This is a genomic window from Micromonospora arida, assembly GCF_042873195.1.
GTDB classification, from domain to species: domain Bacteria; phylum Actinomycetota; class Actinomycetes; order Mycobacteriales; family Micromonosporaceae; genus Micromonospora; species Micromonospora arida.
Window position 1 is genome coordinate 526,726 of record NZ_JBIALC010000003.1, and the last position, 24,772, is coordinate 551,497.

The following is a 24,772-nucleotide window of genomic DNA, read 5'->3' on the forward strand; positions in this document are numbered from 1 at the left end:
CGGTCAGGTGTCGGCCGGCGCGGTGGCGGCGCGGGCCACACCGACCAGCCGGTCGGTGTCGGCGAGCAGGGCCTCGTCGTCCGCCGGAGTGCCGGGGTCGAGTCGGACCGTCCAGGTCAGACCGTCGACCCCGGCCACGCGCCGAGCCGCGACCCGCGCGGCGCCGCCGGGCACCGGCTGGTGCTCGGTGTACGCGACCGAACGGGTCACCCGGGCCCGCACCTGGTGCGGCAGCTCCCCCGGGTCGAGCAGCAGGTACGTCTCGGCCGGACCGTCGGCGACCACCGTGTAGCCATCCCGCTCGACGAGCGGCTCGGCGGGGGTGACGGTCAGCTCCCGGCCGGACCAGACCGCCTTGAGGATGGTGTGCCAACCGAGCCGGTGCCCTCGACCGGGCAGCCACAACCCGAGGTTGGTGGCGACCACCACCCCGTCGCCCTCGCCGTTGCCGGCGGCGGCCCAGGCCAACACCCGTTCGTCGGCGGTCAGCGGCGGCCGGTCGGCCGGCGGCAGCTTCGGCTTGCGGCTGAACAGTCCCATTTAGAGGCCTCCCGCAGCCTGCTCGCGCAATGCCCGGGCGTGCTGCTCCAGGGACAGCAGCTCACCGAAGGCGGCGAAGTACTCGTCCTTGTTGTTGACCGGGTTGATCCGCTGGATGCGTGACTTGAGGTCCCGGACCCGGGCGGTCACCGACCCGAACTGCACGCGGGCCATGGTGATCGACACGTAGCGCGGGTCCGGTTCGCCGTCGATCCGCAGTGGTTCGACGGCCAGCTCACCGACCAGGGCCGCGGCCGCCAGGTCGTCGCAGGCGTCGCGGACCGACTCGATCCAGACCGCGCCGCCGGTCGCCGACGCGGCACCACCGGCCGCCGCGATGGCCGTACGCACCGCGACGTGCACCGGGTGGCGGTATTCGGTGGCCTCGACCGCGTCGAACATCGGCCCGGCCAGAACCGGTTGCTGGAGGGCGAGTTTGAGCGCCTCCCGCTCGACCATCGACTGCGGGCTGTCCACGGCCGGCTCCGGGCGGGCCGAGGTTGGCCGGGCGGCGGGGGCGGCCTCGCGGGTGCCGGACGGCGGAGTGTTGCCGGCGGCGAGCACCGCCCGCTGCACCGGCTCGATCTCCATGCCGAGGTCCATGGCGAGCTTGCGGACGTACTCCGGGCGCTTCTCCCGGTCCTTCAGGCGCGCGACCAGCGGCGCGGCGTGCCGCATCGCCTCGACCCGGCCGTCGACGGTGTCCAGGTCGAAGCGGCTGATCACATGTCGCAGCGCGAAGTCGACGAGCGGCTCGCGGCGGGCGACCAGGTCACGCACCGCCAGGTCGCCCTTGGCCAGCCGCAGGTCGCACGGGTCCATGTTGTCCGGACTGACCGCGATGAACGTGCGCCCGACGAAGCGCTGGTCGTCTTCGAAGGCACGCAGCGCGGCCTTCTGCCCGGCGGCGTCACCGTCGAAGGTGAAGATGATCTCGCCGGCCACTTCGTCGCTGTCGAACAGGAGCCGACGCAGGACGGAGATGTGGTCCGCGGCGAAGGCGGTGCCGCAGGTCGCCACCGCCGTGGTCACCCCGGCCAGGTGACAGGCCATCACGTCGGTGTAACCCTCGACGATCACCGCACGACCCTGCTTCGCGATCTCCCGCTTGGCCTGGTCGATGCCGTAGAGCACGTGCGACTTCTTGTAGATCGGCGTCTCGGGGGTGTTGAGGTATTTCGGGCCGTCGTCGTCGTCGAAGAGCTTGCGCGCGCCGAAGCCGATCACGTCGCCGGCGAGGTCGCGGATCGGCCAGAGCAGCCGGCGGCGGAACCGGTCGATCAGCGAGCCGGAGCGGGCCTCCCGGGACAGCCCGGCGGTGACCAACTCCTGGTGGGTGAAGCCCTGCTGGCGCAGGTGCTTGGTGAGCAGGTCCCACCCGTCCGGCGCGAAACCACAGCCGTAGCGCTCGGCGGCGGCCCGGTCGAAGCCCCGTCGGGCCAGGAACTCCCGTGCCGGGCGGGCGCCGGCGGTGCCGAGCTGACCCCGGTAGAACTCGACTGCGGCGGCGTGCGCGGCGACCAGGCGCTGCCGCTGACCCTGCTGCGGGCGGGGGCGCGGGGTGCCCTTGTCGTCCTCGATGTAACGCAGTTGGATGCCGGCGCGGCCGGCCAGCCGCTCGACGGACTCGACGAAGCTGAGGTGGTCGGCGTCCATCAGGAACTTGATCGCGTCCCCGCCGGCCCCGCAGCCGAAGCAGTACCAGACGTTGCGGGCCGGAGAGACGTTGAACGACGGGCTCTTCTCGTCGTGGAACGGGCACAGACCCTTGAGGTTGCCGCCGCCGGCGGACTTCAGGGTGACCGTCTCGGAGATCACATCCCCGATCGAGGTGCGTTCCCGGACCAGTGCGATGTCCTCGTCCCGGATCCGCCCAGCCATGCGCCACCCCCTCGCCGTACATCCTGCCCTGCCGGACCGACGACACGCCGGCCGGGGGACGCCGGTGTGGCGACCACCGCTGCCGGCTGGGCGGTTCGGGCCCACGAGCCGGGTCCGCGCGGGGACCATGACCAGATGCGCCGGGTACGGACCGAAGCCCCCCGCCTGCCGAGATGGTTGGCCGACCTGGTCGGGCTACCCGATCAGACCCCGGGTGCGGACGAGGCCGGACATCGCCATGCCACCTGGCTGGAACTCTTCCTCGACCTCATCTTCGTGTACGCGCTGGCGGCGGTGGTGGCCCGGCTGGGCAACGAGCCGAGTCCGTCGCCGAGGGCCGTGCTGGCCGTGATCGGGCTCTTCGTGGTGATCCAGTGGGCCTGGATGGGGCAGGTGTACTACGACACCCGGTTCGATCCGGACGACGCGCTGCACCGGGTTCTGGTGCTGGTCGCGTTGGTCGGCGCGGGCGCGATGACGCTCGGGGTCGACGAGGTGCCGGAGAGCGTGCTGCTGCCGGTCGGGTACCTGATCGTGCGAGGTGTGCTGCTCCTGCTGTACCTGCGTGCCTGGCCGACCAGCCCGAGCGCCCGGATGGTGACGACGGTCTATCTGATCGGCTTCGGGTCGGGCTGGTTTATCTGGCTGGTGTCGTTGGCCGTGCCCACCGAGCTGCGTCCGGTGCTGTGGGTGATCGCGATGGTCATCGAGCTGGCCACGCCCTGGGTCGGGGTGCGCTGGCTCAACCGCTGGCCGGTGGACAACCGGCACCTGCCGGAACGGATCGGGCAGTTCACCATCATCGTGCTGGGTAGCGCGCTGGCCAGCCTGCTCTTCGCCGTGCCGGACCATCCCCCGCCACACATGATCCTCACCGCCGCGTTGGCCTTCCTCATCCCGGCAGCGGTCTGGTGGGTGTACACCACCTTCGTCACCACGCGACTCCTCCAGAGTCGCCTGCGCGGCGGGCAGGCGTACAGCTACCTGCACATTCCGCTCGGCGGCGCGCTGCTGCTGCTCGGCTGGGCGCTCGGGCAGGTGGTCCGGCTGGTCGACGACAACGCCAATCGACTGCCGCTGGAGTTGCGGCTGCTGCTGGGCGCCTCGATGGTGGTCTGGACGGTCTGCGGGCTCGCCCTGTACTGGTTGTGGACCCGACCGAGCGTCGCCCGGTTGGCGATCGCCGCCTACGGGGTGGTCTCGGTCAGCCTGATCACCGCGACGGTGCACCAGCCGAGGCTGATGCTCTCGCTGCTCTCGCTGGCGGTGGTCGGGTACGCCGTACTGCTCAGCCGTCGCCTCGCCCGGGCCGGTCAGGAGACGAACACGCCCGAGGGATGACCGCCGCTCAGGCCGCCGCGGCGGGCGCCGGAATGGCCGTCTCCTCGGCCGCCACCTGCTGGTTCCAGTCGGCCTTGGTGGAGCGCCAGCCCTCGTCGTCCATGCCGCGCCGCCAGTAACCGGAGATGGAGAGCCGGTCGAGGGGTACGCCCCGCTCGCCGCGCAGCAACCGGCGCAACTCCCGGACGAAGGCGGCCTCGCCGTGCACGAACGCGTGCACCTGGCCGACCGGGAACTCCAACGAACGCACCGCCGCGACCAGCGCCTCGCCCACCGGGCGTTCACCGCGATGCAGCCAGGTCAGCTCGACCGCCCCGGGGCTGAGCAGCTTCTGCTCCTCCGCCGGGTCGGCGATCTCCACGAAGACGTGGGCGGGGGCACCCAGCGGCAGGCGCTCCAGGGCGGCGGCGATCGCCGGCAGGGCGCTCTCGTCACCGACCAGCAGATGCCAGTCGGCGTCCGGGTCCGGGGCGTACGCGCCGCCGGGGCCGACGAAGTGCACCGGATCGCCGGGACGCAGCGCGGCGGCCCACGGGCCGGCCAACCCCTCGTCACCGTGGTGCACCACGTCGACGGTCAGCTCCCCGGCCAGCGGGTCCCAGCGCCGCACCGTGTACGCGCGCAGCCGGGGCCACTGCTCCCGGGGCAGGTCTCGGCGGATCGCGGCGAGGTCCAACGGCTGCGGGTACGCGACACCCGGCTGCGGGAACACCACCTTGATGTAGTGGTCGGTGAACTCGCCCACCGGCAGGCCGACCAGTTCGTCCCCGCCGAGGACGAGCCGGATCAGGTGCGGGGTGGGCCGCTCGGTGCGCAGCACCCGGGCCGAGGTGACGTTCCTGGGGCGTTCCGTCATACCGGTTAGGCTAGCCTAAGTTGACGTGTGATCAATCGGGGGTGTCCCGTTGCCGACCAGGCGGGTGTGCCAGGTCACCGCCGCCGGGTCGGTGAGCGAGGCGACCTGGTCGATCACCACCCGCAGTCTGGCCCGGTCGTCCGGGGCGGCCCGCCACAGCGGGGCGAAGATCGGATCGAGCCCGTCCGGGGCGCGCCGGACCAGCGCGCCGACCAACTCCGCCAGCATGGTCCGCTGCCGCTCGTAGCGGCCCCGGAAGCCGCTGCGACGCATCACGTACCGCAGCGCGATGCCCTTGAGCAGCGCGCACTGCGCCCGCACCAGGCGGGGCACCACCAGATCAGCGGCGTAGCGGCGGTGCGGACCCGGACCGAAGCGCTCCTCCGTCGCCGCCACCGCCGCAGACACGAACAGCCCGGTCACCCCGCTGGTGGTGGCCTTCAACGCGACCTGCGCGCGATGACTGCCGTCGTACCCGGCGAGCGGGGCGAGCAACGGGCCGGCCAGCAGATCGACCAGCACCTCGGCCAGATCCGTCGCGGACTCCCCGGAGTAGGCGGCGGCCACGTCGGCACAGAGCGCGGCCCGCTCGTCGGCGTCGGTGAGCAGCGGGTGCAACGTGACATAACCACCGTGGATGCCGTCCTCCACGTCGTGCACCGAGTACGCGACGTCGTCGGCCCAGTCCATCACCTGGGCCTCCAGGCAACGCCGGTCGCCGGGCGCGCCGGCGCGGATCCAGTCGAAGACGGCCGCGTCGTCGGCGTACACCCCGAACTTGCGCTCCCCCGGCCGGCGCGGCCAGGGGTACTTGCCGATCGCGTCCAGCGACGCCCGGGTCAGGTTCAGCCCGGCGGACGAGCCGTCCGGGGCCAGCACCTTCGCCTCCAGACGGGTCAACACCCGCAGGGTCTGCGCGTTGCCCTCGAAGCCACCGCACGGCGTGGCGAGCAGATCCAGCGCAGCCTCGCCGTTGTGCCCGAACGGCGGGTGCCCGAGGTCGTGGGCGAGCCCCGCGACGTCCACCACGTCCGGGTCGCAACCCAACCGGGCACCCATCTCCCGGGCGATCTGGGCCACCTCCAACGAGTGCGTCAGCCGCGTACGCAGGAAGTCGTCAGTGCCGGCGGTGTGCACCTGGGTCTTGGTGGCCAGCCGGCGAAACGCCGCCGAGTGCAGCACCCGTGCCCGGTCGCGCTCGTACGGCGACCGGCGATGCCCGGTGTCCTTGGGCGGCTCCTCGACCAACCGGGCGTCCGCCGCCCCCGGCTCACTTCTCACGCAGCCGGCACAGTTCGCGACTGCGGGGCTCGCAAAACCGGCTCACTCCTCGCGCTCACGGAGGACGCAGAACTCGTTGCCCTCGGGGTCGGCCAGCACCGTCCACTCGACGTCGCCCTGACCGATGTCGACGTGCCGGGCGCCCATGTCGACCAGGCGCTCGACCTCAGCCTCCAGATCGGCGGGACGCAGGTCGAGGTGCAGCCGGTTCTTGCGCTCCTTGCCCTCGGTCACCGGCACGAAGACCAGGCCGGGCAGGCGGTCGGCGGACTGGCGGATCTCCACCTCGTCGGGCTTCTCGGTGACGACCTGATAGCCGAGCGCCTCAGCCCACCAACGGGCCAGTCGGGCCGGATCGCGGGCGTCGACAGTCAGGCTCTCCCAGACACTCGTCATGCAGTCACCTCTTCCCGTTCGACGCGGCGCCCAATCGGCCGTGTGCGAGCGAGCCAAGATTACGCCCGCCACCACTGCTCGACCCGCTCACGACGCATCGACGAAGGGCACACAACCACCGATTGGCCCGCAGTTGCCGACCGATCGCCGAGGGTTACGGGCTCGCGGCCGGAAGTCGCCACCGGTAGCGTTCCCAGCGCGGAACGTAACCAGCCGACTGACACGCAGAGCCGACCGGTGAGGGGTAACGCTCGTGGACGCAGACACGGTGATGGGAACGGAGCTACGCGGGCTGCGCCAGCGACGACCCGACATCACCGGCACCGTGCTCGCGGGCACCGACGGCCTGCTCATCTCCAGCGACCTACCCAGCACCGACGCCACCCATCTCGCCGCGCTCGCCGCCGCGAGTTTCGGGCTCGGGCACCGGGTGGCCGACACCGTCCGGCAGGGTGAGTTCCGGGAGTCGGTCGTGTGCACCACCGCCGGCTGCGTGGTCACCCACCCGGCCGGGCGCAGCGCCCTGCTGACCCTCGTCACCGCGTCCGCGGCGGGGGATCTGGAGGCACTGCACGAGGAGGCACGGGCGGTGGCCCGCCGGGCGGGGTCGTTCCTGGACGTTCGCGGCGGAGGCATCGGCGCGACGTCCGTACCGGACGCGCACGCCCCGCTGGCCACGCGTACCCCGATGGCGACCCTGCCCACGCAGTTGCGCCGCTCGTCCCGACCCACCTGGCGTCGCCCGCCGATCTGAGCGCCGGCGGCGGCCGGGTGACCAGGCCGCCGCCGGCGTGCGTCAGCGGCTGTCCGACCCGCCGGTCTCCACCACGGCCCGGCCGGCCTCCAACCGGGCCACCGGCACCCGGAACGGCGAGCAGGACACGTAGTCCAGGCCGACCTCGTGGAAGAAGTGCACCGAGTCCGGGTCGCCACCGTGCTCACCGCAGACACCGAGCTTCAGCCCGGGCCGGGCGGCCCGACCCTCCTCGGCGGCGATCCGCACCAGCCGACCGACGCCGTCGCGGTCGATCGACTCGAACGGCGAGATGCCGAAGATGCCCAACTCCAGGTAGCGCCAGAAGAACGCGCCCTCGACGTCGTCGCGGGAGAAGCCCCAGCCCATCTGGGTCAGGTCGTTGGTGCCGAAGGAGAAGAACTCGGCCGCCTCGGCGATCTGCCCGGCGGTCAGCGCCGCCCGGGGCACCTCGATCATGGTGCCGATCAGCACCTCGACGCCGCTGTCCCCGACCACCTCGGCGATGATCTTCTCGGCCTCGGCGCGGACGGTCTCCAGCTCCTGCACCGCCCCGACCAGCGGCACCATGATCTCCGGTTTCGCCACCCCGCCGCCGCGGGCACAGCTGACCGCCGCCTCGGCGATGGCCCGGACCTGCATCGCGAACAGGCCGGGGATGACCAGGCCGAGGCGTACACCCCGCAGCCCGAGCATCGGGTTCTCCTCGTGCATCCGCCGGACGGCGGCGAGCAGCGCCTCCTCCTTGGCCACGTCCTCGCCGCGTTCCTGGGCGACCGCCACGTTGACGGCGAGCTGCTCCAGCGGCGGCAGGAACTCGTGCAACGGCGGGTCGATGAGCCGGACGGTGACCGGCAGGCCGTCCATCTCGCGGAAGATCTCCTCGAAGTCGGCCCGCTGCAACGGCAGCAGCGCCGCCAGCGCCGCCTCCCGCTCGCCCGGGGCCCGGGCCAGGATCAGCCGCTCGACCAACTCCCGCCGGTCACCGAGGAACATGTGCTCGGTGCGGCACAGCCCGATGCCCTCGGCGCCGAAGCGCCGGGCCCGGGCGGCGTCCGCGCCGGTGTCGGCGTTCGTGCGGACCGCCAGCCGCCGCTTCCCGTCGGCGTGCGTCATGATCCGGTGTACGGCCCGGACCAGCGCGTTGTCGATGTGCTCGGGGTCGAGGCTGCCCTCGAAGTACTGCACGACCTCGGAGGGCATGACCGGCACCTCGCCGAGGTAGACCTTGCCGGTGGTGCCGTCGATGGACACCACGTCGCCCTCGGTGACGGTCTGCCCGGCCACGGTGAACCGCTTCGCCGGCACGTTCACCTCGATCTCGTCGGCACCGGAGACGCAGGTCTTGCCCATGCCCCGGGCCACCACCGCGGCGTGGCTGGTCTTGCCGCCGCGCGAGGTGAGGATGCCCTTCGCGGCGATCATGCCGTTCAGGTCGTCCGGGTTGGTCTCCCGGCGCACCAGGATCACCGACTTCCCCTCGGCGGCCAGCTCGACGGCCCGGGCGGAGGTGAAGACCACTGTGCCGGACGCCGCGCCGGGCGATGCGCCGATGCCCTTGGCGACCGGTTGGAACTCGTGGTCGAGCTGGAAGCGCGGGAACATCAGCTGGGCCAGTTGCGCGCCGTTGACCCGGTGCAGCGCCTCGTCCAGGTCGATCAGGCCCTCGTCGACGAGTTGCCCGGCGATGACGAACGCGGCGGCGGCGGTGCGCTTGCCGACCCGCGTCTGCAGCATCCACAGCTTGCCGCGTTCGATGGTGAACTCGATGTCGCAGAGGTCCTTGTAGTGCTCCTCCAGCCGAGCCATGATGCCGAGCAACTCGTCGTAGGACGCCTTGTCGAGCTGCTCCAACTCCTGCAACGGCACTGTGTTGCGGATGCCGGCGACCACGTCCTCACCCTGGGCGTTGGCCAGGTAGTCGCCGTAAATGCCCTGCGCGCCGCTTGCCGGGTCACGGGTGAACGCGACCCCGGTGCCCGAGTCGGGCCCGAGGTTGCCGAAGACCATGGTCACCACGTTGACCGCGGTGCCCAGGTCGGCCGGGATGCGCTCCTGGCGGCGGTAGAGCACCGCGCGCTCGGCGTTCCACGACTCGAAGACCGCCCGGATCGCCAGGTCGAGCTGTTCGCGTGGCTGCTGCGGGAACTCCCGACCGGTGTGCTTCAAGAAGATCTTCTTGTACGCGTCGACCAGCCCACGCAGGTCGCCGGCATCCAGATCCAGGTCGTTGTGGGTGCCCTTGGCGTGCTTGGCCTCGTCGAGCGCGTGCTCGAACTCCTCGCCCGGCACCTCGCAGACGGTCTTGCCGAACATCTGGATGAGCCGCCGGTAGGAGTCCCAGGCGAACCTGTCGTTGCCCCCCGCCTGCGCGGAGAGCCCGACCACGCTCTGGTCGTTGAGACCGACGTTGAGGACGGTCTCCATCATGCCGGGCATGGAGAACTTCGCACCGGAGCGGACGGAGACCAGCAGCGGGTCCTGCGGGTCGCCGAGGCGCTTGCCCATCTCGCGCTCCAGCGCTTCCAGGTGCGCCTCGATCTGGCCGGCGAGCCCGTCCGGCTCCCGTCCCGTCGCGAGGTACGCCTGGCACGCCTCAGTGGTGATGGTGAAGCCGGGCGGGACGGGCAGGCCCAGGTTGGTCATCTCGGCGAGGTTTGCCCCCTTGCCGCCGAGCAGGTCCTTGAGTTCCTTGTTGCCTTCGGAGAAGTCGTAGACGTACTTGTGATCGACGGTCTCTTGCGCTGCCACCAGAGCCTCCACAACACACGCGCCGGATTGACACTTAACGAAGGTTCAGTTTTCTTCTTCCCCGGGACGGACCGCCGGTAATCCCGGGGTCAACATCGATCGGTGGGCGAAGGTTAAGCGAACATCGAGTGACCTGGGACCGTTCGGTGACAATTGGCACAGCCATCACGACTATCCGTGTTCGTACCGGTTTTTGGGAACGCTTCCATGCGCACCATCACGCATCCCGGCCGTGCGTCGTACGCTTGACGCCACGCCAGCCGGTGAACCCCCCTTTTGCCATAACCGGCGCGAATACACCCCCCGGAGTCGCCGCCGTGTCGACCACCTCCTCCCCCGGCCCCACCGCCGTCCCCGTGCCGCTGTCGACGGGGGAACCCGACGCGGCCACGCTGGCCCGCACGGCGCTCTCCGCGGGGGAACCCGACGCGGCCACGCTGGCCCGCGCGGCCGAGCAGGCCGCGGGCACATTGCTCGCGCCGGCGGCCCCGCACCGGCTGGCTGACGTCGTGCCCGCCCCACAGCAGGTCCAGCCGGACCCGACCGCCGACTGGGCGCTCCCGGCCGAAGCGGTCATCGTGTCCAGCGCCGACCCCGCCGCGCTGGCGGTCGCCGAGCAGCTCGCGCAGCTCCTGCGTCCAGCCACCGGCTACCCGCTGCCGGTCACCGACGCCACCACGCCGGAGCCCGCCGGTGGCATCGCGCTGGTGCTCGACGACAGCGCCGACCTCGGCGCGGAGGGCTACCGCGTCGACGTCGCCACCGACGGGGTACGCATCACGGCCGCCACCGCCGCCGGCCTCTTCTACGGGGTACAGACCCTGCGCCAACTGTTGCCGGTGGCGATCGAGAGCCCGAGCCCGGTCACCGAACGTTGGGCGTTGCCCGGCGGGGCCATCACCGACGCACCCCGGTTCCCCTACCGGGGCGCGATGCTCGACGTCGCGCGGCACTTCTTCGCCGTCGAGGACGTGCTGCGGGTGGTCGACCACCTGGCCCGCTACAAGCTCAACCACCTGCACCTGCACCTCACCGACGACCAGGGCTGGCGGATCACCGTCGACTCCTGGCCGAAGCTGACCACCGTCGGCGGGACGACCGAGGTCGGCGGCGGCCCCGGCGGGCACTACACGAAGGCCGACTACCAGCGGATCGTCTCCTACGCGGCCGCCCGCCACATCACCGTCGTCCCGGAGATCGACCTCCCGGGGCACACCAACTCGGCGCTGGTCGCGTACCCGGAGCTGGCACCGGACAAGATCGCACCGCCGCCGTACACCGGCATCGAGGTCGGCTTCAGCTATGTCGACCCGGCCGACGAGCGGACGTACGACTTCGTCGCCGACGTGCTGGGCGAGGTGGCCGCGCTCACCCCCGGCCCCTGGCTGCACATCGGCGGCGACGAGGCGTTCAAGGTGAACGGCGAGGTCTACACCGGTTTCGTCGAGCGGGTCCAGCGCATCGTGGCCGACCTCGGCAAGACCGTCGTCGGCTGGCACCAGCTCGCACCCGCCGCCCACCTTGACGGGCGGGTCCTGCAGTGGTGGGGCACGAACGGCGAAGACCCCACCACCGTCGACGCCGTACGCCGGGGCGCCCGGCTGATCGTCTCCCCCGGCAACCATGCCTACCTGGACATGAAGTACGCCCCGGACACCCCGATCGGGCACGACTGGGCCGGCCTCATCGACGTACGAAAGGCGTACGACTGGGATCCGGGTACGCACGTCGCCGACGTACCCGCCGAGGCGGTTCTCGGTGTGGAGGCCCCGCTCTGGACCGAATCGGTCACCTCGCTGGCCGACATCGAACTCCTGCTCCTGCCCCGCCTCCCGGCCATCGCCGAGTTGGGCTGGTCCACCCGGGCAAGCCACGACTGGGCCGGCTTCCGCGACCGCCTGGCCGGCCAGGGCCCGCGCTGGACGACGGCCGGGATCAACTTCCACCGCGCGCCCGAGATCCCCTGGCGCACCGCACCGACCATCCCGGCACAGCGCACCATGCCCCAAACCGACACCGCCACGCCCTGATCCCCGGCTCAGCCCGGCCTGCCCAGCGCTCAGCTCCAGGGCAGGCCCGGTCCGTATGGCGCCCGGGAGACGCTCGGCGTGGACCCGTTCGACGTCCTACCGCCCACTCCGGCAGCAGCCCGTCGGCGTTCTCGGTGAGCAGCTCTACCCGAGGCCGGCCGATTCGCGTCACGTCCTGCCCGCCTCGGACCGGTCCGGGGCGCGCGAACGGCGCAGACCGGCATGATCCACTCGGCTTTCATGAAGTCGGGGCATCCCTCGCGCCCGGACACCGCGACTTTCAGGAACCCGAGTGGATCACGCCGCTGCGGCCGATGTGTCGCGTTCGCCAGGCCCACAGGGTGGGTGGTTTGTCGGGTTTGGTGTCGGCTGTCGCGTGGTCGGGGCCACCCCGGCGGCGGAATCGGCGGCCAGGCCAGGTCGTTATACCTGGCAGACCCACCGCAACAGCCCGGTCATCGGCGCGCCGGCCCCGCCGGGAACACACGCCAGGCCCGCACGGTTACATCCCCCGCACGGCCGAGCACCACAACGGCCGGACACGGCAGCCGCCGGGAACACCCGCCAGGCCGCCCCGGTTACACCCCCCGCACGGCCGAGCACCACAACGGCCGACCCCCGCACGGCCGAGCACCACAACCGGCCGATGGGTAGGCGGAATGATCCGCCACCGGCACCCGTTACACCCTGCCCCGACGCCGACCCCCTCGTCGTGGGTCACCGGGCAGGACTCCTCGAACTTTTCCCCGCACCCCCACCCCCCTGAGGTGATGCGGGTACCCCCGATGCAGAGGAGCACGCCATCATGCGTACCGATCTGATCCGTAAGACCGCCCTGACCGCCGCCGGGCTCGCCTTCACCGGCGGCGCCATCGCCGGCCCCGTCACCACCGCCTTCGCCGCACCCACCGGCAAGCCGACCACCCAGACGCAGAACGACCGCAAGGGCCACGGCGAGCGGGAACTCGGCGTGCGCTACGAAGCCCAGCCGAACTTCTACTACTGCGGCCCCGCCGCCACCCGAAACGCCCTGTCCGTGCAGGGCAAGAACATCAACGTCGATGACATGGCCAAGGAAATGGGCACCACCGAGGCCGGCACCAACTCCATCAACGACATCACCCCCGTACTGAACAAGGAAACCGGTAAGAACGACGCCTACCGCTCCGTCGAAATCAGCACCCCCGACGCCAACGCCAAGCAGACCGACCAGCTGCGCGCCGACATCATCCGCACCGTCGACGACGGCCGGGCCGTCGTCGCCAACATCGCCGGCACCAGCACCGACACCGACGGCGTCACCCACTCCTACGAGGGCGGGCACTACATCAGCGTCGTCGGCTACCGCGACAACGGCAACACGGTGAAGATCGCCGACTCCGCCAACCCGAACACCGCCGCCTACTGGATCAGCGTCGAGCACCTCGCCGACTGGATCGCCACCCGCGGCTACGCCACCAGCTGACCCAGCTGACCCAGCCAACGCACACGAGCACACCACGCACACACCGAAGGGCCGGACCCCACCACGGGGCCCGGCCCTTCGGCATGACCGGGTCACTGTCCATGCGCCCTCGGCAGACTCGCACGAAGTCGAGGGGCAACCGAGCTGACCAGGCCACCCACCCCCGGCAAGCCACCCATCGGACCAGACCACCCGACCACCAGCGGGCCACCGCACCAGCCGCGTCAAGGGCCGCGTCACGGGTCCTTTGGAGCTGATGTCGTAGACGAATCAGAGGCATGGCTCGACCGAGCCAAGCTGGTGATTCGTTCACGACATCAGCTCCAAAGGGCGCCACACTCATCTGCCCAGCCTCCGCCGCGGAGTGTCGAGGAACGCCTGAGCGCCACTACCGAGGGCGCGGGGGCGACCGGCGCGCCGGCACGGACTGTGGTTCGAGCCGCGTTCCGGAGGGACGCTCGCGGACGCCCGACCGGCCAGGGAACTCTCAGCCGACCAGGGACTCAGCCGCCGGAGTCGTCCATCTCAGCGCCCTCGGGGACCGTGTCGTCGTCCCGGCTGGCCAGCCAGCCCTCCGGCAGGAAGACCTTGCCGGGCGAGTTGGTACGCCCGCGCGGCTGCCCGAGGGCGGTCACCGGGAACGGCTCCGCCGGGTCGAGCTTGCCCAGCAGGTCGTCGAGCTGAGCCAGGCTTTCGATCATCGCCAGCGAGCGCCGCAGCTCGCCGCCGACCGGGAAGCCCTTGAGATACCAGGCGACGTGCTTGCGGAAGTCGGTGCAGCCGTCCCGTTCACCTCGGGCCGGATTGCGGGCGCCAGCCGTGAACTGGTCGACCAGCAACTCGGCGTGCCGGCGCATGGTCACCGCCACCTCGCCGAGGGTGGGTAGCCGCCGCTCCGTCCGACCGTTGAAGGCGGCCTCCAGGTCGGCGAAGAGCCACGGTCGGCCCAGGCAGCCGCGCCCGATGACCACACCGTCCACGCCGGTGTGGGCCACCATGCGCAGCGCGTCGTCGGCCTCCCAGATGTCGCCGTTGCCGAGCACCGGCACGTCGAGGGCCTGCTTCAGGGTGGCGATCGCGTCCCAGTCGGCGGTGCCCGAGTAGCGCTGCGCCGCCGTACGCCCGTGCAGGGCCACCGCGGCCACGCCGGCCTCCTGGGCGGCCAGCCCGGCTTCGACGTACGTCAGGTGGTCGTCGTCGATGCCCTTGCGCATCTTGACCGTGACCGGCACGCCGGCCGGTGAGGCGGCAGCCACAGCGGCCCGCACGAGTCGCGCGAAGAGCCGGCGCCGCCACGGTAGCGCCGCGCCGCCGCCACGCCGGGTGACCTTGGGGACCGGGCAGCCGAAGTTGAGGTCGATGTGATCGGCCAGGTTGCGCTCGACGACGATCCGCACGGCAGCGGCGGTGATCTCCGGATCGGTGCCGTAGAGCTGGAGACTGCGGGGCTTCTCGTCGTCGCCGAACGCGATCATGCGCAGCGTCTTCGGGTTGCGCTCGACCAGCGCCCGAGTGGTGATCATCTCGCAGACGTAGATGCCGCCGCCCTGCTCGCGACAGAGCCGACGGAACCCGATGTTGGTGATCCCCGCCATCGGCGCGAGCACGACCGGCGGCCACACCTGGTGCTGGCCGAGAGTCAGCGGGCGCAGCGCGGGCACGGTCGAGGCAGTCACCGGACAAGTGTACGGGGCCCCGACCGGCGCTTATCGCGTCGGCCGAGGCCCCGTGCGCAGAGTCTCAGCAGCCGGGGAGACGCTCGATCAGGTAGCGCTCGACCTGGTCCAGGGAGACGCGCTCCTGGGCCATGGTGTCCCGGTTGCGCACCGTCACCGCGTTGTCGTCCAGGGTGTCGAAGTCGACCGTCACACAGAACGGGGTGCCGATCTCGTCCTGCCGGCGGTAGCGACGCCCGATCGCCTGCGAGTCGTCGAACTCCACCACCCAGCGCTTGCGCAGCAGGGTCGCGAGGTCCTTGGCCTTGGGCGACAGCGCCTCGTTGCGGGACAGCGGCAGCACCGCCACCTTGACCGGGGCGAGCCTCGGGTCGAACCGCATCACGGTGCGCTTGTCCACGCCGCCCTTGGTGTTCGGCGCCTCGTCCTCGTCGTACGCCTCCAGCAGGAAGGCGAGCACCGCGCGGGTCAGACCCGCGGCCGGCTCGATGACGTACGGCATCCAGCGCTCACTCTTGCTCTGGTCGAAGTACGACAGGTCGACGCCGGAGTGCTTGCTGTGCGTGGAGAGGTCGAAGTCGGTGCGGTTGGCGACACCCTCCAGCTCGGCGAACTCGGTGCCACCGAACTGGAAGCGGTACTCGATGTCCACCGTCCGCTTCGAGTAGTGCGACAGCTTCTCCTTGGGGTGCTCGAACAGGCGCAGATTGTCCGCCGAGAGGCCGAGGTCGAGGTACCAGTTCCAGCGCTCCTGGAGCCAGTACTCGTGCCACTGCTCGTCGGTGCCCGGCTCGACGAAGAACTCCATCTCCATCTGCTCGAACTCGCGGGTCCGGAAGATGAAGTTGCCCGGGGTGATCTCGTTGCGGAACGACTTGCCGGTCTGCGCGATGCCGAACGGGGGCTTCTTGCGGGCGACCGTCTCGACGTTCTTGTAGTTGACGAAGATGCCCTGCGCGGTCTCCGGGCGCAGGTAGTGCAGCCCTTCGTCGCTCTCCACCGGGCCCAGGTAGGTCTTCATCAGGCCGTTGAACATCTTCGGCTCGGTGAAGGTGCCCTTGTTGCCGCAGTTGGGGCAGTTCAGCTCGGCCAGTGAGGTCAGCGGCTTGCCGTGCTTCTCGGCGTACGCCTCTTCCAGGTGGTCAGCCCGGAACCGCTTGTGACAGGACTGGCACTCGGTGAGCGGGTCGACGAACTCGGCGATGTGGCCGGACGCCTCCCACACCTTGCGGGACAGGATCACCGCGGAGTCCAGGCCGACGACGTCGTCGCGCTGCTGGACCATGGTCTTCCACCACTGCCGGCGGACGTTCTCCTTGAGCTCCACGCCGAGCGGACCGTAGTCCCACGCCGATCGGGTGCCTCCGTAGATCTCACTGGAGGGGAAGACGAAGCCTCGGCGCTTGGCGAGGCTGACGACGGCATCGATACGGTCGGCTGGCATGTTTCCTCCTACGCCGGCTGGCGGTCGGCGGGGGCGAGAATGGATGGAACGGTCGGTTCGGGACAACGGTACGACCACCGTCGCCCCGAGCCCAGCAGAATACCGGGGACGGGTCAGCTGACCTCGCAGACCTCCACGCCGCCGGTCTGCCCGTCCTGGCCGAGGCTGACCTGTTGCCTCTCCCGGTCGCCGCCGTCGAGGGTCACGTCGACCGGCACGGTCAGGTAGGTGGTGTCCACCTCGCCCACCCGGAACGCGGTCACCTGCGGTTCGGCGGCAGCGCGCCGCTCGAACTCCGGCCGGGACTCACGCCGCTGCGCGTCGTCGCAGAGTTGGTCGTACGCCCGCCCGTAGTTCCGCTCGACCAGCGCCTGGTAGTAGTCGCCGGTCACGGTGCGGGCCTGTTCCCGGATGGCCTGGACTCCGCTGACGGCCAGGCCGACGACAGCGGTGCCACCCCCGCCGCAACAGAGCACCACGGCGAGCGCGCCGACGCCAAGGCCGATCCAGAGCCGAGTCCGGCGGCCCTCGGTGGGCGGCGCGGCGAACGGCGGAGCCACCCCGGGACCGGGTGGCGGGGCGGGTGCGGTCATAGGAGCAGCGTAGTGTCCGGCGGCTCAGCGGTAAGGACCCGTAGCCCGATCACTCTCGGCGACGACCACGGCCCCGCCCGGGGCGGCGGTGGCCAGCGCCTCGTAGGCGGAGGGTTCGTCGACGGACTCGGCGAGCAGCGGCACGGCGCTGACCTTGACCTCGAAGGCGCCGAGCGCCCGCCGGTACGTGCCGACCGACTCCCATTCGGTGACCAGTGACCAGTGCCGGGGGTCGTCCAGCGCCCGGACCAGTTGGCCGCGCAGGTAGCCGGGCCGTGCGGCCAGCGCGGTGAGGGCGGCGTACGCCCGTTCGGTGAAGCCGTCGGCGGCATCGACGTCGACCACGAACCGGTTGGTCACCAGCACCGGGGGTTCCTCCTCGTAGAGTCTGTGGGATGCAGCGTACGCAGCGCCCTCTGCTCGCCCGGTTGGCCGGGGCGAACCCGACGTCGGTGTTCCTGCTCACCCTGGTGGTGGTGCTGGTGGCGTTCTTCACGCCCGGGGTGATCGGCGGGCTGCTCACGCTCGCGCTCGCCGGGGCCCTGATCGCCCTGTTGGCGACGACCTGGGCGGTTCAGGCACCGCAGACCCGGCTGATCCGACTGGTGATGCTCACCCTGCTGGTGACGGTGGGCCTCGCGAAGCTCCTCTGACATGCAATCATGCGTTTTTGACAATCATTATCGTTGCCACGGACAGTTGACGACATGACCAACCGCGCCACGTACCGTGTCCTGGCCGCCGCGACCGCCCTCCTCGCCCTGGGCGCCGGGGCCGGCTGCTCCACCGGCGGTGCCGCCGGCGCCGACCCCAAGCGAGTCGACGTGGTGGCCGCGTTCTACCCCCTCCAGTTCCTGGCCGAACGGATCGGCGGCGACGCGGTCCGGGTCACCAACCTGGCCAAGCCCGGCGCCGAGCCGCACGACCTGGAACTCAACCCGAGCCAGGTCGGTGAGGTCAGCGACGCGGAGCTGATCGTCTACCTCAAGGGGTTCCAACCGGCGGTGGACGACGCCGTGGCCCAGAACGGCGGCGACCGGGCTTTCGACGTGACCAGCGTGCAGCCACTGTTGGACGCGTCCGCCGGCGGGCACGACCACGAGGGCGAGGAGGGGCACGCCGAGGAGAGCGGCGGCAAGGACCCGCACGTCTGGCTCGACCCGACCCGGCTGGCCGGCATCGGCGACGAGCTCGCCCAGCGCCTCGGCAAGGCCGACCCGGACCACGCCGCCGACTACACCGCCCGGGCGGCTGCCCTGCGCACCGACCTGACGACCCTGGACGGCGAGTTCAAGCACGGTCTGGCGACCTGCCAGCGGCGGGAGATCGTGACCAGCCACGCCGCGTTCGGCTACCTCGCCGACCGCTACCAGCTCGACCAGGTCGGCATCACCGGGCTGAGCCCGGACGTCGAGCCCTCGCCGCAGCGCCTCGCGCACGTGATCGAGGAGGCGAAGGAGCACCAGGCCACCACGATCTTCTTCGAGACCCTGGTCAGCCCAAAGGTGGCCGAGACCATCGCCGGTCAGGTCGGCGCGAAGACCGCCGTACTCGACCCGATCGAAGGGCTCGCCGCCGGCAGCAACGGGGACTACCTTTCGGTGATGCGCACCAACCTGCGGACCCTGCAGACTGCCTTGAGCTGCTCGTGACCTCACCTGTCATCACCGTCGAGCACGGGGTGGTCGGCTACGACGGCCGCCCCGTGCTCCGGGACATCTCGCTCACCGTGACCGCTGGCGAGGTGGTCGCGATCCTCGGCGCCAACGGCTCGGGCAAGTCCACGCTGATCCGCGCCGTGCTCGGGCTGGTGCCGATCAGCGCCGGCTCGGTCACCCTCTTCGACCGGCCGTTGCGCCGGTTCCGGCAGTGGGCACGCATCGGGTACGTCCCGCAGCGCCTGGGCGCCGGCGGCGGCGTACCGGCGACCGTCCGGGAGGTGGTGGCCTCCGGCCGGCTGGCCCGGCGGGGGGTGCTGCGTCCGCCGGGTCGAGCCGACCGGTCCGCCGTCGACGCCGCGCTGGGCGCGGTCGGGCTCGCCGACCGGGCCGGTGATCCGGTGTCCACGCTCTCCGGCGGCCAGCAGCAGCGCACCCTGATCGCCCGCGCCCTGGCCGGCCAGCCGGAGCTGCTGGTTCTCGACGAGCCCACCGCCGGAGTGGACGCGGCCAGCCAGGAGGCGTTCGCCGGCGCGTTGCGCGACTTCGTCGGCGACGGCGGAACGGTGCTTCTCGTCGCCCACGAGCTGGGCCCGCTGCGACCGGTGATCAGCCGGGCCGTCGTCGTTCACGAGGGTCGCATCGCCCACGACGGCGCGGTGCCGGACCCGGCCGGCCATCACGCGGAGCCCGACCACGACCACGTGCACCCGCACTGCTACGACGAGCCCGCCGGGCTGTGGAGCAACTGACCGATGGAACTCTTCCAGTACCCCTACATGCAGCGCGCCCTGATCGGCGCGCTGGTGATCGGCTTGGCCGCGCCGGCGCTCGGCATCTACCTGGTGCAGCGCCGGCTGGCGCTGATCGGCGATGGTGTGGGGCACGTGGCGCTGACCGGCGTCGGGGCGGGACTGCTGCTCAACCGCTCACCGGTGCTGGTCGCGGTGATCGCCGCCACCATCGGCGCGATCGCCATCGAGATCGTCCGGGCCCGTGGGCGTACCTCCGGTGACCTGGCTCTGGCCCTGCTCTTCTACGGCGGCATCGCGGGCGGCGTACTCCTGGTCGGCCTCTCCGACGCGACCAGCGCGAACCTCAACGCCTACCTGTTCGGGTCGCTGACCACCATTTCGCCCGCCGACCTGATCACCATTGCGCTGCTCGGCGCGGCGATCCTGGTCACGATGATCGCGTTGCGGCCGGCGCTCTTCGCGGTCAGTCACGACGAGGAGTACGCCCGGGTCTCCGGCCTGCCGGTCCGCACGCTGAACCTGCTGATCGCGGTCGCCACCGCGGTCACCGTGACCATCGCCATGCGGGCCGTCGGAGTGCTGCTGATCAGCGCGTTGATGGTGGTGCCGGTCGCCACCGCCCAGCAGGTCACCCGGGGCTTCCGCAGCACGATGGCCGCCGCGATGGCGCTCGGGCTCTTCGCCGCCGGCTCGGGTGTCTGGGTGGCGGCCACAGCGGACACCGCGCCGGGCGCCTCGGTGGTGCTGGTGGCGATCGCCTCGTTCCTGGTGGTGGCGGTGGCCGGCGCTGTCTGGCGGGCCGTGCGCCGTCGGACGACGCCAACCGCCGCGCCGACACCGGAACCGCACGAGGTCGTGCTGAGCTGAGCCTGGTCAGCGCGACATCGGTGGTATTGGTTACCGTTGCAGGATGACCAGCGTGACGGGCTACGACGGGTTCGACGGGGCCAGCGAGCTGCTCCGCGCCCTGTCCGCTCCCATTCGGCTGGCCATCGTCAGTGAGCTGGCCGGCGGCGAGCGGTGCGTGCACGAGTTGGTGGAGAAGCTCGGCGCGGCGCAACCACTGGTCTCCCAACACCTGCGGGTGTTGCGCGGAGCGGGCGTGGTGCGCGGCTCCCGCCGAGGTCGGGAAATCGCCTACAGCCTGGTCGACGAGCACGTCGCGCACATCGTGGCGGACGCGGTCAGCCACGCCGGGGAGGGATCATGAGCGAGAGCAGCGCCGCGGTGCGCAACACCCGGCAGCGTTCGGCGGTGAGTGCGCTGCTGGGCGAGATGGAGGGCTTCCACAGCGCCCAGGACCTGCACGCGATGCTGCGGCAGCGAGGCGAGCGGGTCGGCCTGACCACCGTCTACCGCACCCTCCAGGGGCTCGCCGACGCCGGTGAGATCGACGTGATGCGTCCGCCGGGCGGCGAGCACCTCTACCGCCGGTGCAGCGAGGGGCACCACCACCACCTGGTCTGCCGGGTGTGCGGGCGTACGGTCGAGGTGGCCGGCCCGGCCGTGGAGAGCTGGGCCGATCGGGTCGCCGCGCAGCACGGCTACGCCGACGTCAGCCACACCCTGGAAATCTTCGGCACCTGCCCGACCTGCCCGCGCTGACCAGCGTGTAGCCGTGTCAATCCTTGAGTTCCGGCCGGTGCGGCCGGTCGGCAGCGAGACAGCCCTGCTCGACTGGCAGCGCATCCACAACCTGATCATCCCGACCGATCCGCTGTCGGTCGACGAGATCGCCGTCCGCGCGCAGCGGAACATTCTCGAGGTCGCGTACGCCGGCACAGTGCCGGTGGGCTGCTCGACAGTGCGACCCCCGGAGTTCGACAGCGCACCCGGGACGGTGATCGCCCGGGTTCTGCCCGAACACCGACGGCACGGGTACGGCGAGCAGATCTACGAGCGCGGGTTGGCCGCGGTCCGTGAACTCGGCGCGGACGTCGTCCAGACCGTCATTCTGGCGTCCAACGACGACGGCCTGCGGTTCGCCCGCCGGCACGGCTTCGTCGAGATCGAGCGGTACGTCCTACCCGGCGACACTGTCGCGTTCGTGGACCTCCAGCTCGCCTGATCACGGACGCCGCGAGCGGTGCGGGCAGACCCGACCCGGCTCCCGGCGGACACCGGCCTCGGCCGGTGCCTGGCACGCTGGCCGGCGGGTGCCGCCCTCAGCCCGTTCGTGGCACGCTGGCCGGCGTGAAAATCTATGCCGATCGGTTTCCGACCGCCGCCCGTCAGTTGCTCACCGACCTGCTCGTCGTCGCCTGGGTGTACGTGGCGATCCGCGGCGCCCTGTGGCTGCACGACCTGGTGCAGAAGCTCGCCGTACCGGGGCAGAAGTTGGAGGGCGCCGGCAGCGGGCTCGCCGACAACCTCGCCGAGGCCGGCAGCAAGGTCCGCCGGGTGCCGCTTGTCGGTGACGAACTCACCGCGCCGTTCCGGCAGGCCGCCGACGCCGCCCGAGGGCTCGCCGACGCCGGCCGCGACCAGCAGCACCTCGTCGACCAGCTCGCCCTGGCTCTCGCCGTCGCGGTGCTGATCTTCCCGCTCGGCATCGTGCTGTTCGGTTGGCTGCCGTTGCGGGTCCGCTGGATGCGCCGGGCCGGATCGGCGGCGAAGCTGGCCACCGGGCCGGCCGGGCGCGACCTGCTCGCCCTGCGCGCCCTGGCCACCCAACCACTGGGCCAGCTGACCCGGATCGGCCCCGACGTCGCCGAGGCGTGGCGGCGCGGCGACGACGCGACAGTCGACGCGCTGGCCGCCCTGGAGCTTCGCCAACTCGGCCTGCGCAGCCGGAGCAGCTGAGGTCTCGCGAGTACAGGTCGCCCCGCTCCTCGCCGTGATCCCGCGCCCCGCCATGATCAAGTGATGAGAAGTAGGTCTCCACGCCGCCTCCAACCTACTTTTCATCACTTGATCATGAGAACTGTGGCGTCGTCGACGCGCCCGTGGACACCCTGACGCGCGCTGCGCCAACTCGGCCTGCGCGGCCAGGGCCGCTAAAGTCGTCGGGTGTTCTACTTCCTCGTCGTCATCGCCGTCCTGCTGCTCGGCTACGCCGCCGTCCTGGTCTCCTTCCTCCGCCGGGGCAAGAAGATCCCACCCGCGGCGTACCTGGCCCTGGCCGGGCTCAACGGTCTGATCCTGGCGGGGGTGCTGGCCTGGGCGGTCTCCCGCTGACCGACGTGGGTAGCCCACGGCACCAGCGCCGGCACGGCGGCGAGCCCACACGGCACCGCCCAGACAGCGGCAGACCCACCCGGCGGCGAGGCCGCACGACAGGGCTCAGGGCTTTGGCGGGATGCGGCGGCGGACGTCCTCGGCGGTGGACGGGCCGGGCGACCAGCGGGCCACCCAGGGCAGCTCGTCGGACGGCGTGAGCACGCCTTCCTCCAGGCTCGCGTAGCGGCCGGCGAGGATGCGCTTCGCGGCGGCGGTGTCGACCGAGTCGGTGTTGTCCCAGAGCGCGGCGAACAGGGCGTCCACCCGCACCCGCGCCTGCCGGCAGAACAGGTCGGCCAGCTCGACGTTCTCCGGGCGGCTGTCCCGTTCGGCGAAGGCCCGGACGCAGACCGCGGACATCGCGAACAACTCGGCACCGATGTCCACCACCCGGCCGAGGAACGCCTGCTTACGCTCCATCTTTCCCTGCCAGCGGGACATCGCGTAGAACGTCGAACGGGCCAGCTTGCGCGACGAACGCTCCACCTGGCGCAGGTGCGCGGCGAGCGGGCCGAACTCGGCGTACGCCGAAGGGCTCTGCCCCCGACCGACGGCGAGGGTGGGCAGCCACTTCGCGTAGAAGGCGCCCGCTCGCGCGCCGGCTCGGGCCTTGCGGCCCAGCCCCGCGTCCGGGTCGATGATGTCGCCGGCCACCGACAGGTGGGCGTCGACCGCCTCCCGCGCGATCAGCAGGTGCATGATCTCGGTGGACCCCTCGAAGATCCGGTTGATCCGCAGGTCGCGCAGCATCTGCTCGACGGCGGCCGGGCGTTCGCCGCGGGCGGCCAGTGAGTCGGCCGTCTCGTAGCCGCGCCCGCCCCGGATCTGGATGAGCTCGTCGGCGATCTTCCAGGCCATCTCGCTGGCGTACAGCTTGACCAGTGCCGCCTCGATCCGGATGTCGTTGCGGTCGTCGTCGGCGAGCAGGCAGCAGAGGTCGAGCATCGTCTCCATGCCGTACGTGGTGGCGGCGATGAAGGAGAGCTTCTGCGCGACCGCCTCGTGCTCACCCACCGGCCGTCCCCACTGGACCCGGTCGGCGGCCCACCCCCGGGCCACGTTCAACGCCCACTTGCCGGCGCCCACGCACATGGCCGGCAGCGAGAGCCGACCGGTGTTCAGAGTGGTCAGGGCGATCTTCAGCCCCTTGCCCTCGCCACCGATGACGTTCTCGGCGGGGACGATCACGTCGTGGAACCGGGTCAGGCTGTTCTCCAGCCCGCGCAGGCCGATGAACTCGTTGCGCCGCTCGACAGTGATGCCGGGGCTGTCGCCGTCCACCACGAACGCGGTGATGCCGCCCCGACGTCCCTCGGTGGCCGGCACCCGGGCCATCACCACCAGCAGGGTGGCCACGATGCCGTTGGTGGCCCACAGCTTCACACCGTTGAGCCGGTAACCGGTGCCGTCCTCGGTCGGCTCCGCGATGGTGGCCAGCCGGGCCGGGTCGGAGCCGACGTCCGGCTCGGTGAGCAGAAACGCGGACACCTCGCCGGCGGCGAGCCGGGGCAGGAAGCGTTGCTTCTGCTCGGCGGTGCCGAACATCTTCAGTGGCTGCGGCACCCCGATCGACTGGTGCGCCGAGAGCAGCGCGCCGATGGCCGGGCTGACCGAGCCGGCCAGCATGAGCGCCCGGCAGTAGTGCAGGTTGCTCAGACCGAGCCCGCCGTACTTGCGGTCGATCTTCATGCCGAACGCGCCGAGGTCGGCCAGGCCGTGGAACACCGAGTCGGGTATCGACGCGTCCCGCTCGATGGCCTCACCATCAACCTCGGAGGTCAGGAAGGCGCGGAACCGACCAAGGAACTCCTCCGCGCGAGCCACGTCGTCCGGATCGGATCGGGGCCACGGGTCGATCAGGTCGAGCCGGAACCGGCCGAGGAACAGCTCCTTGCCGAAGCTGGGTCGGTCCCAGGTGGACTCTCGGGCGGCCTCGGCGACCTGCCGGGCCTCCTTCTCGGTGACCTGCCCGGCTTCCGCGGGCAGCGGCGCGGCGGCGCCGGCGGTGGTTTCGGAGTCGGGGCCGTCCGGTGCCGGTCGGCCATCCTGCGTCGTGGTCACGGCTGCCCCCTCGAAGCTCGATGCGGCTACCGCCACGCTACCCCCGGTTGTTACCCAGGGGTAGCGCTGCG

General features: G+C 71.3%; 23 protein-coding genes and 1 pseudogene. 13 read left to right on the forward strand and 11 right to left on the reverse strand.

Going from position 1 to position 24,772, the window contains the following annotated elements:
* Positions 1-3: 3 nt before the first annotated feature.
* Both ACFYP0_RS13650 and dnaG read right to left on the reverse strand, forming a co-directional pair.
* Complete coding sequence (locus ACFYP0_RS13650; RefSeq protein WP_386995906.1) at positions 4-540, reverse strand: hypothetical protein; 537 nt, start codon at positions 538-540, stop codon at positions 4-6.
* Positions 541-2,443: pseudogene (gene dnaG, locus ACFYP0_RS13655) on the reverse strand (DNA primase).
* A gap of 113 nt (positions 2,444-2,556) precedes the next feature.
* Between dnaG and ACFYP0_RS13660 the strand changes: the two are divergent.
* Positions 2,557-3,762: a low temperature requirement protein A gene (locus ACFYP0_RS13660; RefSeq protein ID WP_124860186.1), complete on the forward strand. Its 1,206-nt coding sequence runs from the start codon at positions 2,557-2,559 to the stop codon at positions 3,760-3,762.
* 7 nt (positions 3,763-3,769) lie between these two features.
* Here ACFYP0_RS13660 and ACFYP0_RS13665 read toward each other — a convergent pair whose 3' ends face one another.
* From ACFYP0_RS13665 to ACFYP0_RS13675, 3 genes are read right to left on the reverse strand one after another with little or no spacing between them, the layout of a single operon-like run.
* Positions 3,770-4,618 carry a siderophore-interacting protein gene (locus ACFYP0_RS13665; RefSeq protein WP_386995908.1) on the reverse strand — a complete coding sequence of 283 codons (849 nt, stop codon included), beginning with the start codon at positions 4,616-4,618 and terminating at the stop codon, positions 3,770-3,772.
* Between the two features lie 15 nt (positions 4,619-4,633).
* The gene (locus tag ACFYP0_RS13670; RefSeq protein WP_386995911.1) at positions 4,634-5,899 is read right to left on the reverse strand and encodes a deoxyguanosinetriphosphate triphosphohydrolase; all 1,266 of its coding nucleotides are present in this window, start codon (positions 5,897-5,899) and stop codon (positions 4,634-4,636) included.
* Positions 5,900-5,941: 42 nt separating this feature from the next.
* A complete protein-coding gene (locus ACFYP0_RS13675) occupies positions 5,942-6,295 on the reverse strand; it encodes a VOC family protein (RefSeq protein ID WP_124860192.1) in 354 nt (117 codons plus the stop codon).
* Between the two features lie 253 nt (positions 6,296-6,548).
* On the opposite strand from ACFYP0_RS13675, the gene ACFYP0_RS13680 reads away from it, so the two are divergent.
* Positions 6,549-7,049, forward strand: coding sequence for a roadblock/LC7 domain-containing protein (locus tag ACFYP0_RS13680; protein ID WP_386995913.1), 501 nt, complete (start codon positions 6,549-6,551; stop codon positions 7,047-7,049).
* Between the two features lie 42 nt (positions 7,050-7,091).
* Here ACFYP0_RS13680 and ppdK read toward each other — a convergent pair whose 3' ends face one another.
* Positions 7,092-9,800, reverse strand: coding sequence for a pyruvate, phosphate dikinase (gene ppdK / locus ACFYP0_RS13685; RefSeq protein WP_386995916.1), 2,709 nt, complete (start codon positions 9,798-9,800; stop codon positions 7,092-7,094).
* Between the two features lie 317 nt (positions 9,801-10,117).
* On the opposite strand from ppdK, the gene ACFYP0_RS13690 reads away from it, so the two are divergent.
* Complete coding sequence (locus ACFYP0_RS13690; protein WP_386995919.1) at positions 10,118-11,830, forward strand: beta-N-acetylhexosaminidase; 1,713 nt, start codon at positions 10,118-10,120, stop codon at positions 11,828-11,830.
* 805 nt (positions 11,831-12,635) lie between these two features.
* Positions 12,636-13,295: a C39 family peptidase gene (locus ACFYP0_RS13695; protein ID WP_386995921.1), complete on the forward strand. Its 660-nt coding sequence runs from the start codon at positions 12,636-12,638 to the stop codon at positions 13,293-13,295.
* A gap of 503 nt (positions 13,296-13,798) precedes the next feature.
* Here the strand turns inward: ACFYP0_RS13695 and dusB are convergent.
* From dusB to ACFYP0_RS13715, 4 genes are all read right to left on the reverse strand, one after another.
* Positions 13,799-14,971 carry a tRNA dihydrouridine synthase DusB gene (gene dusB, locus ACFYP0_RS13700; protein ID WP_355494024.1) on the reverse strand — a complete coding sequence of 391 codons (1,173 nt, stop codon included), beginning with the start codon at positions 14,969-14,971 and terminating at the stop codon, positions 13,799-13,801.
* A 64-nt stretch (positions 14,972-15,035) separates the two neighbouring features.
* Positions 15,036-16,415: a glycine--tRNA ligase gene (locus ACFYP0_RS13705; RefSeq protein WP_124859967.1), complete on the reverse strand. Its 1,380-nt coding sequence runs from the start codon at positions 16,413-16,415 to the stop codon at positions 15,036-15,038.
* Between the two features lie 113 nt (positions 16,416-16,528).
* Positions 16,529-17,008 carry a hypothetical protein gene (locus ACFYP0_RS13710; protein ID WP_112589144.1) on the reverse strand — a complete coding sequence of 160 codons (480 nt, stop codon included), beginning with the start codon at positions 17,006-17,008 and terminating at the stop codon, positions 16,529-16,531.
* Between the two features lie 24 nt (positions 17,009-17,032).
* Positions 17,033-17,374 carry an antibiotic biosynthesis monooxygenase family protein gene (locus ACFYP0_RS13715; protein WP_356979814.1) on the reverse strand — a complete coding sequence of 114 codons (342 nt, stop codon included), beginning with the start codon at positions 17,372-17,374 and terminating at the stop codon, positions 17,033-17,035.
* Between the two features lie 29 nt (positions 17,375-17,403).
* Here ACFYP0_RS13715 and ACFYP0_RS13720 point away from each other — a divergent pair, with 29 nt between their 5' ends.
* The 9 genes from ACFYP0_RS13720 to ACFYP0_RS13760 all read left to right on the forward strand — a co-directional run bounded on the left by ACFYP0_RS13720 (position 17,404) and on the right by ACFYP0_RS13760 (position 22,598).
* Positions 17,404-17,661, forward strand: coding sequence for a hypothetical protein (locus ACFYP0_RS13720; protein ID WP_238670364.1), 258 nt, complete (start codon positions 17,404-17,406; stop codon positions 17,659-17,661).
* Between the two features lie 54 nt (positions 17,662-17,715).
* Entirely contained in the window at positions 17,716-18,660 is a 945-nt protein-coding gene (locus ACFYP0_RS13725; RefSeq protein WP_386995925.1) for a metal ABC transporter substrate-binding protein, read from the forward strand.
* A complete protein-coding gene (locus tag ACFYP0_RS13730) occupies positions 18,657-19,418 on the forward strand; it encodes a metal ABC transporter ATP-binding protein (RefSeq protein ID WP_091409689.1) in 762 nt (253 codons plus the stop codon). Before ACFYP0_RS13725 ends, ACFYP0_RS13730 begins: the two co-directional genes overlap by 4 nt.
* A gap of 3 nt (positions 19,419-19,421) precedes the next feature.
* Entirely contained in the window at positions 19,422-20,288 is an 867-nt protein-coding gene (locus ACFYP0_RS13735; protein ID WP_356979819.1) for a metal ABC transporter permease, read from the forward strand.
* Between the two features lie 43 nt (positions 20,289-20,331).
* A complete protein-coding gene (locus ACFYP0_RS13740; protein WP_141910753.1) occupies positions 20,332-20,631 on the forward strand; it encodes an ArsR/SmtB family transcription factor in 300 nt (99 codons plus the stop codon).
* Positions 20,628-21,026 (forward strand): Fur family transcriptional regulator, encoded by a 399-nt coding sequence (locus ACFYP0_RS13745; protein WP_091409697.1) that lies wholly within the window; start codon positions 20,628-20,630, stop codon positions 21,024-21,026. The genes ACFYP0_RS13740 and ACFYP0_RS13745 overlap by 4 nt, the downstream gene beginning before the upstream one ends.
* 13 nt (positions 21,027-21,039) lie before the next feature.
* Entirely contained in the window at positions 21,040-21,489 is a 450-nt protein-coding gene (locus tag ACFYP0_RS13750; protein ID WP_356979821.1) for a GNAT family N-acetyltransferase, read from the forward strand.
* A 125-nt stretch (positions 21,490-21,614) separates the two neighbouring features.
* Positions 21,615-22,223, forward strand: coding sequence for a hypothetical protein (locus ACFYP0_RS13755; RefSeq protein ID WP_356979823.1), 609 nt, complete (start codon positions 21,615-21,617; stop codon positions 22,221-22,223).
* A gap of 207 nt (positions 22,224-22,430) precedes the next feature.
* Positions 22,431-22,598, forward strand: a complete 168-nt coding sequence (locus ACFYP0_RS13760; protein ID WP_167493739.1) for a hypothetical protein — start codon at positions 22,431-22,433, stop codon at positions 22,596-22,598.
* Between the two features lie 105 nt (positions 22,599-22,703).
* Here ACFYP0_RS13760 and ACFYP0_RS13765 read toward each other — a convergent pair whose 3' ends face one another.
* Entirely contained in the window at positions 22,704-24,701 is a 1,998-nt protein-coding gene (locus tag ACFYP0_RS13765; protein WP_386995932.1) for an acyl-CoA dehydrogenase family protein, read from the reverse strand.
* Positions 24,702-24,772 lie beyond the last annotated feature (71 nt).

Bases quoted from the DNA above. Each gene is read 5' to 3' on its own strand.
- ACFYP0_RS13660 (WP_124860186.1), top strand. From the start codon at position 2,557: ATGCGCCGGGTACGGACCGAAGCCCCCCGCCTGCCGAGATGGTTGGCC.
- ACFYP0_RS13710 (WP_112589144.1), bottom strand. From the start codon at position 17,008: ATGACCGCACCCGCCCCGCCACCCGGTCCCGGGGTGGCTCCGCCGTTC.
- ACFYP0_RS13725 (WP_386995925.1), top strand. From the start codon at position 17,716: ATGACCAACCGCGCCACGTACCGTGTCCTGGCCGCCGCGACCGCCCTC.
- ACFYP0_RS13695 (WP_386995921.1), top strand. From the start codon at position 12,636: ATGCGTACCGATCTGATCCGTAAGACCGCCCTGACCGCCGCCGGGCTC.
- ACFYP0_RS13705 (WP_124859967.1), bottom strand. From the start codon at position 16,415: ATGCCAGCCGACCGTATCGATGCCGTCGTCAGCCTCGCCAAGCGCCGA.
- ACFYP0_RS13650 (WP_386995906.1), bottom strand. From the start codon at position 540: ATGGGACTGTTCAGCCGCAAGCCGAAGCTGCCGCCGGCCGACCGGCCG.
- ACFYP0_RS13745 (WP_091409697.1), top strand. From the start codon at position 20,628: ATGAGCGAGAGCAGCGCCGCGGTGCGCAACACCCGGCAGCGTTCGGCG.
- ACFYP0_RS13735 (WP_356979819.1), top strand. From the start codon at position 19,422: ATGGAACTCTTCCAGTACCCCTACATGCAGCGCGCCCTGATCGGCGCG.
- ACFYP0_RS13720 (WP_238670364.1), top strand. From the start codon at position 17,404: ATGCAGCGTACGCAGCGCCCTCTGCTCGCCCGGTTGGCCGGGGCGAAC.
- ACFYP0_RS13675 (WP_124860192.1), bottom strand. From the start codon at position 6,295: ATGACGAGTGTCTGGGAGAGCCTGACTGTCGACGCCCGCGATCCGGCC.
- ACFYP0_RS13665 (WP_386995908.1), bottom strand. From the start codon at position 4,618: ATGACGGAACGCCCCAGGAACGTCACCTCGGCCCGGGTGCTGCGCACC.
- ACFYP0_RS13740 (WP_141910753.1), top strand. From the start codon at position 20,332: ATGACCAGCGTGACGGGCTACGACGGGTTCGACGGGGCCAGCGAGCTG.